At 65.8% G+C, this 12,742-nt stretch carries 12 protein-coding genes and 1 pseudogene; 8 read left to right on the top strand and 5 right to left on the bottom strand.

Going from position 1 to position 12,742, the window contains the following annotated elements; translation table 11 throughout:
- Nucleotides 1-47 precede the first annotated feature (47 nt).
- Nucleotides 48-872 (bottom strand): ABC transporter ATP-binding protein, encoded by an 825-nt coding sequence (locus QFZ60_RS17710; protein ID WP_307092184.1) that lies wholly within the window; start codon nt 870-872, stop codon nt 48-50.
- Nucleotides 873-1,193: 321 nt separating this feature from the next.
- Here QFZ60_RS17710 and QFZ60_RS17705 point away from each other — a divergent pair, with 321 nt between their 5' ends.
- Nucleotides 1,194-1,619, top strand: coding sequence for a CoA-binding protein (locus QFZ60_RS17705; protein ID WP_307092183.1), 426 nt, complete (start codon nt 1,194-1,196; stop codon nt 1,617-1,619).
- Here QFZ60_RS17705 and QFZ60_RS17700 read toward each other — a convergent pair.
- Complete coding sequence (locus QFZ60_RS17700) at nt 1,616-2,644, bottom strand: isopenicillin N synthase family oxygenase (RefSeq protein WP_307092182.1); 1,029 nt, start codon at nt 2,642-2,644, stop codon at nt 1,616-1,618. The genes QFZ60_RS17705 and QFZ60_RS17700 overlap by 4 nt on opposite strands.
- Before the next feature lie 45 nt (nt 2,645-2,689).
- Between QFZ60_RS17700 and QFZ60_RS17695 the strand changes: the two genes are divergently transcribed.
- The 5 genes and pseudogenes from QFZ60_RS17695 (at nt 2,690) to QFZ60_RS17675 (ending at nt 5,380) form a co-directional block, all read left to right on the top strand.
- On the top strand, nt 2,690-3,103 hold the full coding sequence (locus tag QFZ60_RS17695) for an MmcQ/YjbR family DNA-binding protein (RefSeq protein ID WP_142119635.1): 414 nt from the start codon (nt 2,690-2,692) through the stop codon (nt 3,101-3,103).
- Nucleotides 3,096-3,638 carry a DUF1990 family protein gene (locus tag QFZ60_RS17690; RefSeq protein WP_307092180.1) on the top strand — a complete coding sequence of 181 codons (543 nt, stop codon included), beginning with the start codon at nt 3,096-3,098 and terminating at the stop codon, nt 3,636-3,638. Before QFZ60_RS17695 ends, QFZ60_RS17690 begins: the two co-directional genes overlap by 8 nt.
- On the top strand, nt 3,635-3,952 hold the full coding sequence (locus QFZ60_RS17685; RefSeq protein WP_307092179.1) for a putative quinol monooxygenase: 318 nt from the start codon (nt 3,635-3,637) through the stop codon (nt 3,950-3,952). Before QFZ60_RS17690 ends, QFZ60_RS17685 begins: the two co-directional genes overlap by 4 nt.
- A 75-nt stretch (nt 3,953-4,027) precedes the next feature.
- Nucleotides 4,028-4,320: pseudogene (locus QFZ60_RS17680) on the top strand (DUF503 domain-containing protein).
- Nucleotides 4,321-4,438: 118 nt separating this feature from the next.
- Entirely contained in the window at nt 4,439-5,380 is a 942-nt protein-coding gene (locus tag QFZ60_RS17675; protein WP_307092177.1) for a hypothetical protein, read from the top strand.
- A gap of 124 nt (nt 5,381-5,504) precedes the next feature.
- Here QFZ60_RS17675 and purL read toward each other — a convergent pair whose 3' ends face one another.
- From purL to purS, 3 genes are read right to left on the bottom strand one after another with little or no spacing between them, the layout of a single operon-like run.
- Nucleotides 5,505-7,814, bottom strand: a complete 2,310-nt coding sequence (gene purL, locus QFZ60_RS17670; RefSeq protein WP_307092176.1) for a phosphoribosylformylglycinamidine synthase subunit PurL — start codon at nt 7,812-7,814, stop codon at nt 5,505-5,507.
- A complete protein-coding gene (purQ, locus tag QFZ60_RS17665; protein WP_307092174.1) occupies nt 7,811-8,584 on the bottom strand; it encodes a phosphoribosylformylglycinamidine synthase subunit PurQ in 774 nt (257 codons plus the stop codon). The genes purL and purQ overlap by 4 nt, the downstream gene beginning before the upstream one ends.
- Nucleotide 8,585: 1 nt before the next feature.
- Nucleotides 8,586-8,837, bottom strand: coding sequence for a phosphoribosylformylglycinamidine synthase subunit PurS (gene purS / locus QFZ60_RS17660; RefSeq protein ID WP_050056479.1), 252 nt, complete (start codon nt 8,835-8,837; stop codon nt 8,586-8,588).
- Between the two features lie 269 nt (nt 8,838-9,106).
- Here purS and QFZ60_RS17655 point away from each other — a divergent pair, with 269 nt between their 5' ends.
- Nucleotides 9,107-9,292: a hypothetical protein gene (locus QFZ60_RS17655; protein ID WP_142119656.1), complete on the top strand. Its 186-nt coding sequence runs from the start codon at nt 9,107-9,109 to the stop codon at nt 9,290-9,292.
- A 262-nt stretch (nt 9,293-9,554) separates the two neighbouring features.
- Complete coding sequence (locus QFZ60_RS17650; protein ID WP_307092171.1) at nt 9,555-12,686, top strand: S8 family serine peptidase; 3,132 nt, start codon at nt 9,555-9,557, stop codon at nt 12,684-12,686.
- Nucleotides 12,687-12,742: the final 56 nt, after the last annotated feature.

The raw sequence follows: 12,742 nt of genomic DNA, 5'->3' as shown, positions 1-12,742 counted from the left end.
GAGGGGAGCCAGCGGCGTGCCTGTCAGTGGCTTGGCCGTCAGCGGGATCAGTGCCCGTCCACGCCGAGCGTTTCCAACAGGGAGGCCCGCATGAGGGCGAGTTCGGCTGAGGCGCGCCCGCGGGGACGGCTGCCGGGTACCTCAACAGTCCTGGCGATCGATGCGCCCTCTCCGGCAGCATCGGGGCCAAGCACGATGATGCGGTCTGCGAGCTGGAGGGCTTCATCCACGTCGTGGGTGACCAGCAGGACGGTGGTGGGCTCTGCCCGGTGGATCTCCAGGAGCAGGTCCTGCATCTTGATCCGGGTCAGGGCGTCGAGGGCGCCGAAGGGCTCATCGAGCAGCAGGACGCCCGGGTTCCGGGCCAGCGCGCGCGCCAGTGACGCACGCTGCGCCATCCCGCCCGACACCTCGCGCGGGCGGTGCTTGGCGAAGTTTTCCAGCCCCACGAGTTCCAGCAGCCGGGCCACCTTGGCCTTGCCCTCCTTTGCACTGCATCCGGCCGGCAGCCCGATGGCCACGTTGGCCTGCAGCGTGTGCCAGGGCAGGAGCCGGGGTTCCTGGAATGCGAAGGCGCAGCGCGGGTCGATGCCGTGCACGGGGGTGTCCTCGATGATGACGGAGCCGGCGCTGGGGTGGTCCAGGCCGGCCGTGGCGCGCAGGAGCGTGGATTTTCCGCAACCGGAGGGCCCCAGGATGGCGAGTACTTCGCCGGCTGCAACATCAAAGGTCACGTCCCGCAGGACGGTCCGGGCTGCGGAGCCGGCGCCGAACGTGCGGCGCAGGCCCCGGAAGGACACCGGAAGGGCAGGGGCATGGGCGGAGGTGGCGGCGCCGGCCCCGGCAGGCAGGGGCGACAAAACTGCAGTCATAGGATCACTCCATCGGTCCTGGCAGTAGCACCCTACGGAGGCAGCCTTCGCCGGAGTGGTCAGTTCCGGACGCCCGTGGCTGGAATCCTTGCTATCACCGGGGCTGTTGGGGAGCGTCCGGCGACCAGGGTTGCTGCGGCGTCATCGATCCAGGTCTCTCGGCCGCTCGGGATGGTCAAAGACCACTACACAGCAATGAATCTGCGAGAGCAAACTCTCGCTGCAGCTGCGTAATATTCCTTCACACCTCCTTCGGCCTCTAGTCATCGTTCTTTTATTCGATGAATGCCTGCTGCTTGGGCGGAAGCGTAGTCTGTTGCCATGGGCCACACGAACGATCCTGCAGTCATCGAACGCCTTCTGCGAACCAAGGGCCGCTGGGCTATCGTCGGACTCACCACCAATGAGTGGCGCTCCGCCTATGATGTGTCGCTGATGATCCGCGACCGGCTCGGCATGGAAATCATCCCCGTCAACCTGCCCGGCGACCCCGTCCACGGCGAAACCGGCTACCGCACCCTCGGCGACATCCCGCCGGAAAAGCAGCCCCTCGACGTCGTGGATTGCTTTGTGAACTCGCAGAAGGTGGGCAGCGTGGTGGACCAGGCCATAGCCGTGGGGGCGAAAGCTGTGTGGCTGCAGTTGGGGGTCCTCGACGAGGCGGCGGCGGAACGCGCCAAGGCTGCCGGTTTGGATGTGGTGATGAACGCCTGCCCCGCGCAGCTCGCCTGGAAATACAACCTTTAACGCTTCATCAGGTCCGGATAGTGCCGTTCGGTCACGTCCGGGTGGGCCCGCATCCGGCCCTTGAGCATGTTGAGGCCGAAGGATGCCAGGAGCGGGTTATCCGGATCGTCCGTGATGCCCCGGGCTGCCGCCTTCAGTTCCGGAGCCAGCGGGACGGGTTCGATGACCGCGTCAAGCCGGGGCGACCAGAAGAACGGCACTGAGTAACGGTCGACGCCGGGCGGCGGCGCCTGGACGCGGTGGATGGTTGCTGCAAGGTAACCCTCCGTGGCAACTTCAAGCATCTCGCCAAGGTTCACCACCAGCGCTCCCGGAAGGGGCTCCACAGGCAGCCACTCGCTGGTGCCGGGCGGCAGCACTTCCAGGCCGCCCACGTCGTCCTGCAGCAGGAGGGTCACGAAGCCGTAGTCCGCGTGCGAACCCACACCCTGGTCCCCGGCCGCCTCCACCACGCCGCCCACGTAGTGCACCAGCTTGCCCATCCAGGCCGGTGAATCCCGGAAGGGTTCGTCGAAGTAGTCTTCGGGCAGCTGCAGCGAAACGGCGATGGCCCTCAACAGTTCCATGCCCACCCCGGACATCAGCTCCGCCCATTCCATGGCAGCAGGCCTCAGTTCGGGGAAGGCTTCATCAGGCCAAAGGTTGGGGCCCTGCAGGAGCCAGTAGGGCTGATCGTCCGGATAGTCCTTCACCGGCTGGCGCTCCGGTGAATAGTCGATCTGCTCACGGGCGTCCGCACGGCCCTGGGTGACCTCCGTGCCCATGCGTGTGTACCCACGGAAGTGGGGTGACAGGCGGTTGTCCAGCTTCATCCGCTCCTCAAGCGGAAGGTCAAAGAAGCGGCGGACGATGTCCAGGAGCTCTTCGGCCTGGCCCGGCCTGCCACCGTAGCCTGTCACCTGGAAGAACCCCACGTCGTGGGTGGCGTGCCGCAGCTGTTCGATGAATTCCGGGCTGAAGGTGCCGTATGGCTGCCGTGCGGAACCTAGATCCAGAACAGGTATGGCTCCCTGGTCGCGTGACATCCTCGCAGACTAGCACCGCGCAGGTCCGCTTTATAGGCTTCCCTTATGGACCCAAGTGCGCTGCGGGAGATCTGCCTTTCGTTTCCGGGAGCTTATGAGGATTTTCCGTTCGGGCCGGAGACCTCGGTGTTCAAGGTACGGGCCCACGTTGCCGGCGGAGCCCGCCACGAGGCCAAGTTGTTTGCCTTGTCCTCCATGGACGAACGCGACTTTTACGTGAACCTGAAGTGCGAACCGGCCCTGGCCGTGCAACTGCGCGCGGTGCACCCTGCGATCACCGGAGCATGGCACATGAACAAGACCCACTGGAATGGCGTGCGCCTCGACGGCTCGCTGCCGGACGGGATGGTCCGTGACATGGTGGAGGACTCGTACGATCTTGTGGTCTCAGGCTTGAGCCGGAAGCAGCAGGAGCAACTGGGGTGGGCACGCCTCGAAAGGGCAGGCGGCAATGACTGACGCGGGAAAGCTCAGCTATCCGGGAATCGGCGGCACGGAACACGGCAGCGTCCCGCAGGGGTATGGCCGCGTCCTGGAGGAAGCGCGCCTTGGCACCGGACTGGACGTCTACCGGCGGGTGGCGGACGGCATCCTCGGCTGGGAACTGCAGCGGCGGGCAGGGCTGCGTGTCCGCGCCGATTCGCCAAGGGCTGTGCCGGGGGCGCACGTGGTGAGCGGATTCGGCGTCGGCCCCTTCCGCCTGCCCGCGCCCTGCCAAGTGGTGTGGGCGCGGGAGCCTGCGCCGGAGGGTGTTCCCCAGTCCGCGGGTTTTGGTTACGGAACCCTGCCGGGGCATCCTGCCCTGGGGGAGGAATCCTTCGAGGTGGAGATCAACAACCACGGGGAGGTGTGGCTGAGGATCCGCGCCTTCAGCAAGCCTGCCAACTGGTTCTATGCCGCCGGCGGCATAGTCACCCGTGCGGCGCAGCGCTACGTTACTTCCCGGTACATTGAAGGGGCACGCAGTCTCGCCGCGGAAGGAACGTCCCAGTGATCTTTATCGTCGTCAAGTTCAAGGTCAAGCCTGAATGGTCGGAGCGCTGGCTCGATCTGGTGGGCGACTTCACCCGGGCCACCCGGGAGGAGCCGGGCAACCTGTGGTTCGACTGGTCGCGCAGCGTGGATGATCCCAACGAGTTCGTCCTGGTGGAGGCGTTCAAGGACGACGCCGCAGGGGACCACGTCAACAGTGACCACTTCAAGAAGGCCATGGCGGACATGCCGCAGGTGCTCGCCGAAACGCCCCGGATTATCAGCCGCCAGCTCGACGGCGAAGGCTGGGACCTGATGGGCGAGCTCAGCATCTAACCCCCATCGATTGCTCCGTACCTGTCGTTCTGACCGTCCTAAACGGCAGGTACGGAGCACTCGATAGCATGAAGCATGTGGATTGGGTGGAGTGAGTTCGACATCCTCCTGGGCGACGTGCACAGCCTGAAGGAGAAACGCTCTGTGGTGCGGCCCCTCCTGGCTGAGCTCAAACGCCGCTTTGAGATCTCCGTGGCCGAGGTGGGGACCACAGTCAGTACCGGCGCACCCAGCTCGGTGTTGGCCTGGTGGCAGCCGACCGTGGGCACCTCGTGGAGGTGCTGGCCGCCGTCGAACGCTTCGTGGCGGACAGGCCGGAGATCGAACTGCTCAGCGTCCGCCAGCGCGAGCTTCACAGCGAGGACTAACCCTTATCGATTGCTGAGCAGGTGTCGTTTTCATGCCCCAAAAAGACATCTACTCAGCAATCGATGAGGGGTGTGGATAACTTCTGCGGTCTTTGCCCGATTTTGGTCTTATGGACCGATGAAGACCCCACGCCCATTACCGGAGGAACTCCGCGGCCGTCCCTTCACCCTCGTTGACGCCTCGCTCGCCGGAATATCGCCGCGCCGCTGGCGGCACGGTTCCTTGGAGCGCTTCGGACGAGGCATCAGGATGGAAGGCGCGACGGCGGCACTTCCCTTAAGCGTGCGGGTCCGGCCTTTTATCGAAGTCAACGAGCGATGCGCCGCATCGCATTTAACCGCCGCGGAGCTCATTGGCTTGCCGCAGCGCCGGCAGACCGAAAGCCTCGAGGTCTACCACCTCATCCGGCCCGAAGGCGCAGCGCATCTTGCGCGCCCGTACGTCATCGTCCACCGGATGAAGCTCTTCGAGGACGAGGTGATGCTGGTGGACGGACTTCCCGTCACCACCCCTGAGCGCACCTGGCTCGACATGGCGGAAATACTGTCCGTGGATGAAATCGTGGCCATGGGTGACAGCTGTGTCCGCGTGCCCCGGCCGGAGCTCGAGGGCCGGGACATGCCGCTCTGCTCCATCGCTGACCTTCAGCGCATGATCGACCGGCATAAAGGCAAGCGGGGACTCCGAAAGGCCAAAGAGGCCATAGAGCTGATCCGCGTGGGCTCGGACTCACCCCAGGAAACCCTGCTTCGACTGGCATTGGTTCGGGCAGGCATGCCTGAACCCGAGCTGAACGTGCCCATCATTTCGGGGGATGGATCTCGGCAGCCTGAGCCGGACCTGAGTTACCGGAAGTACCGGATCGGCATCGAATACGAGGGCGAACACCACGGCGAAGAGGGGCAGATCGTCCGGGACATCGACCGGTCGGAACGCTATGCCGCGCTGGGCTGGACCGAAGTCCGGATCTCGAAGCGCCACATGCTCAACGACGCCAAGCCCGCCGTCGTCAAAATCCGGACGGCTTTGATTCAGGCGGGGTGGCGGCGGGGTGATTAAAAATCGGTTGCTCCGCACTTGTCGTTCTGAGAGGTCAAAACGACAGGTACGGAGCAACCGATGGGTGGGCCCACGCCGCCAGGGTTCCCTGGCCGAGCTTGCGAGGCGAGGGTGGTGGTGGGGATCAGCCGAAGTACTTCGGCAGCGTCCCTTCGTGGGCCTCGCGGAGGGCGTCCAGGGACAGGCCCTCCACGCCGTTGATCTCCAACTTGCCGCTTGCTGCATCCACCACACCAATGCGGGTGTGGGCGAAGCCGCGGGCGGTGCACATGTCGGTGAAGCGGACTTCCTCGGAGCGCGGGACGCCCACAACGGCGCGGCCCTGCGACTCGGAGAAGAGCGCCGTGAACAGGTCCACGCCGTCCCGGTCCATGACGTCCTGCAGTGCGATCCGGGCACCCACGCCGTAGCGCAGTGAGGACTCCACCAGGGCAGCCGCGAGGCCGCCTTCGGAGAGGTCGTGCGCGGAGTCGATCATGCCGTCGCGGGAGGCGTTGATCAGGATCTCACCCAGCGCGCGTTCGGCTTCGAGGTCCACCTTGGGCGGCTGGCCGCCCAGGTGTCCGCGCATGTTGGCCCATTCGGAACCGTCCAGCTCGGCGCCCGTGGTGCCCAGCAGGTAGATGGCCTGGCCGTCCTCACGCCAGCCCGACGGCGTGCGGCGCGCGACGTCGTCGAGCTTGCCCAGGACCGCCACCACGGGGGAGGGGTGGATGGGCGTGGTGCCCGTCTGGTTGTAGAGCGAGACGTTGCCGCCGGTGACCGGGATGCCCAGCACCATGCAGGCGTCGGACAGGCCGCGGATGGCTTCGGCGAGCTGCCACATAACGTCCGGGTCCTCTGGGGAGCCGAAGTTCAGGCAGTCGCTGACGGCCATGGGGATGGCGCCCGCGGTGGCTACGTTGCGGTAGGCCTCGGCCAGCGCCAGCTGGGCGCCGTGGTACGGGTCCAGGTAGGTGTAGCGGCCGTTGGCGTCGGTGGCGAGGGCAACGCCCAGGCCGGATTCCTCGTCCACGCGGACCACGCCGGCGTCGTCGGGGAACGCCATGGAGGTGTTGCCGCCCACGTACCGGTCGTACTGGTTGGTGATCCAGGACTTGGAGCACATGTTCGGCGATGCCACGAGTTCGGTTACTGCGGCAGCGAGCTCAGCCGGAGCGGCCGGGCGGCCGGCGTCCTGCACGGAACCGGTGAAGGTGTCAGCCTGGACGGCGTCCTGCCACTCGGGGCGTGCGAACGGGCGGTCGTAGACGGGGCCGTCGTGTGCCACGGTGCGGGGATCGACGTCGACAATCACCTCGCCTTCCCAGGTGATGATCAGGCGGCCCGTGTCGGTCACCTCGCCCAGCCAGGAGTACTCCACGGCCCACTTGTCCATCACGGCCTCGAACGCTTCCACGTTTTCCGGCGTGACGACGGCCATCATGCGTTCCTGCGACTCGGACATCAGGATCTCGCCCGGCGTCAGCGTGGGGTCACGCAGCAGCACGGAGGTCAGCTCAACCTGCATGCCGCCGTCGCCGTTGGAGGCCAGTTCAGAGGTGGCGCAGGAGATGCCTGCCGCGCCGAGGTCCTGGATGCCTTCCACCAGGGAGCCCTTGAACAGCTCCAGGCAGCACTCGATGAGCACCTTCTCGGCGAACGGGTCGCCCACCTGCACCGCGGGGCGCTTCGAGGGCTTGGTGTCGTCGAAGGACTCGGAGGCCAGCACCGAGGCGCCGCCGATGCCGTCGCCGCCGGTGCGCGCACCGAACAGGACCACCTTGTTGCCCTTGCCGGAGGCGTTGGCCAGGCGGATGTCCTCGTGGCGCATTACGCCCACGGCGAGGGCGTTGACCAGCGGGTTTCCCTGGTAGACGGAGTCGAACACCATTTCGCCGCCGATGTTCGGCAGGCCCAGGGAGTTGCCGTAGCCGCCGATGCCGGCCACTGCACCGTGCATGACCCGCGCGGTGTCGGGGTGGTCGATGGCGCCGAAGCGCAGCGGGTCCATCACGGCAACGGGACGGGCGCCCATGGAGATGATGTCGCGGACGATGCCGCCGATGCCGGTCGCAGCGCCCTGGTAGGGCTCAACGAACGACGGCGAGTTGTGCGATTCGATCTTGAAGGTTACGGCCCAGCCGTCCCCGAGGTTGGTCACGCCGGCGTTTTCACCGATGCCCACCAGCATGTCCTTCTTCATTTCCTCGGTGACCTTCTGGCCGAACTGGCGCAGGTGGTTCTTTGAGGACTTGTAGGAGCAGTGCTCGCTCCACATGACGGAGTACATGGCAAGTTCCGCGCCGGTGGGGCGGCGGCCCAGGACCTTGACGATCTCGTCGAACTCGTTCTGCTTCAGGCCGAGTTCGGCCCAGGGCAGCTCCGTGTCCGGCGTCTTGGCAGCGTTCTCGACGGTGTCGATATTGAACTTCTTGGTGGTGTCCGTGGTCACTTGTCGCCTCCCACAATCTTGTTCAGTACGGAGGTGAAGAAACCCAGTCCGTCGGTGTCGGACCCGCCGATGCCGTCCAGCGATTCAGGACCGAAGCCCGGCTCCACTGCATGCTCGGGGTGCGGCATGAGGCCCACCACGTTGCCGGCGGCGTTGGAGATACCGGCGATGTCCCGGCGGGAGCCGTTCGGGTTGAACCCCACGTAGCGGAACACCACGCGGCCCTCGGCCTCAAGGGCGTCCAGGGTCTTCTCGTCCGCGATGTACTGGCCGTCCTGATTCTTCAGCGGGATGGTGATCTCCTGGCTCGCCTCATAATCCAGCGTCCATGCGGTGTTGCTGTTCTCCACACGCAGCACCTGGTCCGTGCAGAGGAACTTCAGGTGGTCGTTCTTGATCATCGAACCGGGCAGCAGGTGCGACTCGGTGAGGATCTGGAAGCCGTTGCAGATGCCGAGGACAGGCAGCTTGGCGTCGCTGTTGGCGGCGTCGATGATCTTGGACATCAGCGGGGCAAAGCGTGCAATGGCACCGGCACGCAGGTAGTCACCGTAGGAGAAGCCACCGGGGATGACGACGGCGTCCACGTCACCAAGTTCGCTGTCACCATGCCAGAGCTCGACGGCGGTGCCGCCGGCGAGGCGGACGGCGCGGGCAGCGTCGCGGTCGTCAAGAGTGCCGGGGAAGGTGACGACGCCGATCCGGGCGCCGGCGAGGCGCGGCTCCGCGGCGACGGCGACGGCTTCGCCGATCAGGGGAAGTTCAGTCATCTCAGGCCTCGACGACCTCGACGTTGACGACGTCCTCGATCACCGGGTTGGACAGGAGGGTCGCTGCGGCATCACGGGCCTGGGCCAGGATGTCTTCGGTCACCTCGCCGTCGACCGTCAGTTCGAAACGCTTGCCCTGGCGGACAGAGCTGAAGCTGGTGAAGCCCAGCCGGGGGAGCGCGCCGACGATCGCCTTCCCCTGCGGGTCCAGAATCTCGGGCTTGGGCATGACGTCAACAACGATCCGGGGCATCCGGCAACTCCTGTGCGTGAGCTTGGGTAAGGGCGCAGCGGAGTGGTGCCGTCTCACGGCGTACCGGGGTGTTGGGGACAGTTGGTCACCTGCATTGGTTCACCATGAGGTCGGGCGCTCCGCGAGCTTGCCCTATCATTCTACCGGGCCGGGCGCACCCCTTTGCATTCGGCGGTTTTGGGCAGCGGGGAGGCCGGTAAGGACCGGGACCCGGGGACGCTGTTGGCGGGGTTCTGGAGTTGCCGGAGGGCCTTCACTAGGATTGCTGGATGGCTGAGAATTCGAAGTCCGTGCTGTTGCCCGTGGTTGCTGCGGCGGTGTTCGCCGGCCTGGGCAGAATGGTGTTTCAGAAAATAAAGGCGGACCGCATGGCCCGCGAGACACGGGTGACCGGCCCCGTGGATGAAAAGACCAGGCAGTGGATCAGCGACGTGGTGCGAACTCCCCGCCAGTAACAGCTCCCGCCATCCTGACTCCTTGCCAGGGCGTCCTTCAGGGCGCCCTTTTCCGTGCCCGTTTCGATGCCTTGCGTGCCCGCAGCCCACCGGTTTGACAAGCGAAAATTTCCCGGATGTGCCCTATGTCATATCGCGCTCTCAGTCTGTACTCTGTGAACAGTCTGGTCTCAGCAAATTACAAAACCTGTAATTCCCTCTGCAGTTCCAGTCGTCAGGGCTGCCCACCAAGGCTGGGCGGTACATCGTGAAAGGGTTGCACGTGAAATCAACTGGAAAGAGCCCCTCGCGGGCTGGGGGACTCCGGAAGGCGGCCGCGCTGGCTGTCGGGTTGCCCCTTCTCCTTAGCTCCCTGGCAGTGGGTCCCGCGTCCGCGGCACCCGGCGGCCAGGGTGCGGAGAACGCCTCCTCCACCGCAAAGGACACTCAATTCAAGGACGGCCGGTACATCGTGGTACTCGCTGGTCCCGCTGCTGCCGCGTACGAAGGGGGAGTTGCCGGACTGGGAGCCACAAAGCCACAGCAGGGCAGGAAGCTCGACGCCGGCAGTCCCAACTACCAGGCCTACGATGCCCACCTGCGCAAGCAGCAGCGTGACGTCGCAGCGGCCCAGGGCATCAGCCCCGCCAAGCAGTACACCGCGGCCCTGAACGGATTCACCGCCCAGCTGACCGCGACGCAGGCGGCAGCCCTGTCCAAGGACAGCCGCGTCCTGGTGGTGGCGCCCGACGTCGAAAACAAGCCTGACTACACCACCACGGACTTCCTCAAACTCACCGGCCCGGACGGCGCGTGGGCCAAGCAGTTCGGCGGGCAGGCCAATGCCGGCAAGGGCGTTGTTGTAGGCGTCATCGACTCCGGTTACGCCCCGGACAACCCATTCCTGCAGGGCGAACCGGTGAAGCCGCTGAAGGGTGACCCCCAGGTGGGCGTTCCCTACCGCACCGGCGACGGCAGGATTGCCATGCTCAAGGCGGACGGCAGCACCTTCGAAGGCGAATGCCAAAAAGGCCAAGGCACCGGAGCCTCATTTGACGGCTCGCTCTGCAATTCGAAGGTCATCGGTGCCCGCTACTTCGCCGATTCCTTCCTGCAGTACGTCGCACCCGGCAACCGGGCACCGCAAGAGCAGATTTCCCCGGTGGATGTTGGCAGCCACGGCACCCACACCGCCACCACGGCAGCCGGCAACGCCAACGTCGAGCAGGTGATCGACGGAGCCAGCTTCGGAAAGAGCTCCGGCGTTGCCCCTGCCGCCAAAGTCTCCGTGTACAAAATCTGCTGGGAGGACACCAACCCGGACACCGGCGGCTGCTACTCCTCAGCCTCAGTTGAAGCCGTGGACGCAGCCATCAAGGACGGCGTCGATGTCCTGAACTACTCCATCTCCGGCAACAACAACAGCACCACCGATCCCGTGGCGCTGGCATTCCTCAACGCTGCCGCCGCCGGTGTGTTCGTTTCGGCCTCGGCCGGCAACTCCGGTCCTGCAGCCTCCACCGTGAACCATGCCTCACCCTGGCTGACCACGGTGGCTGCTTCCACCTTCCCCAGCGACCTGCTGGGAACCGTCAAGGTCTCCGACGGATCGCTGTACCGGGGTGCTTCCATCATGAAGTCGGAAGTGGCGGACAAGCCCGCCGTCCTCGCTGCGGCCGCCGCAGCCCCGGGCGCCGCCAACCCCAACCTTTGCGGCCCGGGTACCCTCGATGCCGCGAAGGTGGCCGGCAAGGTTGTGGTCTGCGACCGCGGCGTTATCGACCGGACCGCCAAGAGCCAGGAAGTCCTGGACAAGGGCGGCGTGGGCATGATCCTGGTGAACCTCACCAGCAGCTCAGAGGACGCCGACAACCACGTTGTCGCCACCGTCCACGTCAACGCCCCCAAGAGCCTGGAACTGAAATCCAAGCTGGAAGCCAACCCGGCGCTCACTGTCAGCCTGGTCAAGGGCGACCTGACCGGCCTGCCTCCGGCCGCGGCACCGCAGATCGCAGGGTTCTCTTCCCGCGGCCCCACCCTGGCATCCGGCGGTGACCTGCTCAAGCCTGATATTTCTGCTCCGGGCGTCAATGTCCTGGCGGGTGTCTCCACGATCGGCAACGACGGTGACCAGTTCGGATTCATGTCCGGCACCTCCATGGCCGCACCGCACATCGCCGGTTTCGGTGCCCTGGTCCTCAGCAAGCAGCCCAAGTGGACCCCTGCGATGGTGAAGTCCGCCATGATGACCACCGCCTACCCGCTGGTCAATGCCGATGGTTCGCCCAACGCCGACCCGTTCCAAGGCGGCGCCGGCCACATTGATTCCACCCGCGTCCTTGATCCCGGACTGGTTTACGACTCGGGAATCCAGGATTGGCTGGGCTTCCTGAACGGCCAGGGTGTTGAAACTGGTGCCCCGCAGGCGGGCAGCATTGCCGCCCGCGACCTCAACCTGCCTTCCATCGCGCTGGGAAGCCTGGTGGGAGAAGTGCAGGTGAAGCGCAAGGTCACCGCACTGGTGCCGGGGATGTACCACCCCGAGGTGAACATGCCGGGCTTCAACGTCAACGTCGAACCCAAGGCGCTGAATTTCGCCAAGGCCGGCCAGACGCGTGAAGTGACCGTCACCATCCGGAACGCCAGCGCACCGGTGGGCAAGTTCAGCACGGGAAGCCTCACTTGGAAGGGGCCCCGGACGGTGACGTCACCCATCGCCGTCCGGCCGGTTGATGCCCAGATTGCCCCGTCGTTCTCCTTCAGCTCGGCCACAGGCACCGGCAGCGGCTCCATGGAGCTCGTTTCGGGCTCCGACAGCCCTATCGCTGTCGGCGTGGAGGGCCTGGCGCCGCTGAGCCAGACCGCCATTACCAAGACCCCGGGCGAGTACGCTCCGACGAACGACGCGCACAACGCCGTGCTCCAGGTCAAGGTGCCGGCCGGTGCCTCGTTTGCGCGGCTGGGCATCCAGGCGCAGTCGAACGACGTCGACTGGGACATGGTGGTTTACGCACCGAACGCGTCGGGCGGGCTGACCCCCACCCAGGTGGCGACGGCATCGGCCAGTGAATTCCTGGACCTGGAATCTCCGCGGGCCGGCACCTACTATGTGGTGGCCAACCTGTACGCCACGCCGGACAATGGCCCGGCCACCGCTTCGGTCCAGGCTGTGACCTTCGCCGGCGACGCGGGCAACCTTACCGTGGATCCCAACCCCATCGTGGCGCCGAACGGAACCGCCACCTCGGCGACGCTGAGCTGGGCGGGACTCCAGGAGGGGGCCTATCTCTCCCGGTTGAGCCTTGGCAGCAACGGCATCAAAACCTGGGTAAACGTTCAGGTGGGACAGGGCCCGGCCCCCGCTCCGGCCGGCGCTCCGCAGCTTGACCTGGCCCAGGCGGTACCCGGAACCTGACCGGGAAAGCATGGGGGGAGGTCCCGGGCGGTCATCAGGCCGCCCGGGACCTTTTC

Source organism: Arthrobacter sp. B2I5 (genome assembly GCF_030816735.1).
Lineage (GTDB): Bacteria > Actinomycetota > Actinomycetes > Actinomycetales > Micrococcaceae > Arthrobacter.
Note: the sequence above shows the minus strand (reverse complement) of the source record. Positions and strands in the feature narration are given on the sequence as shown.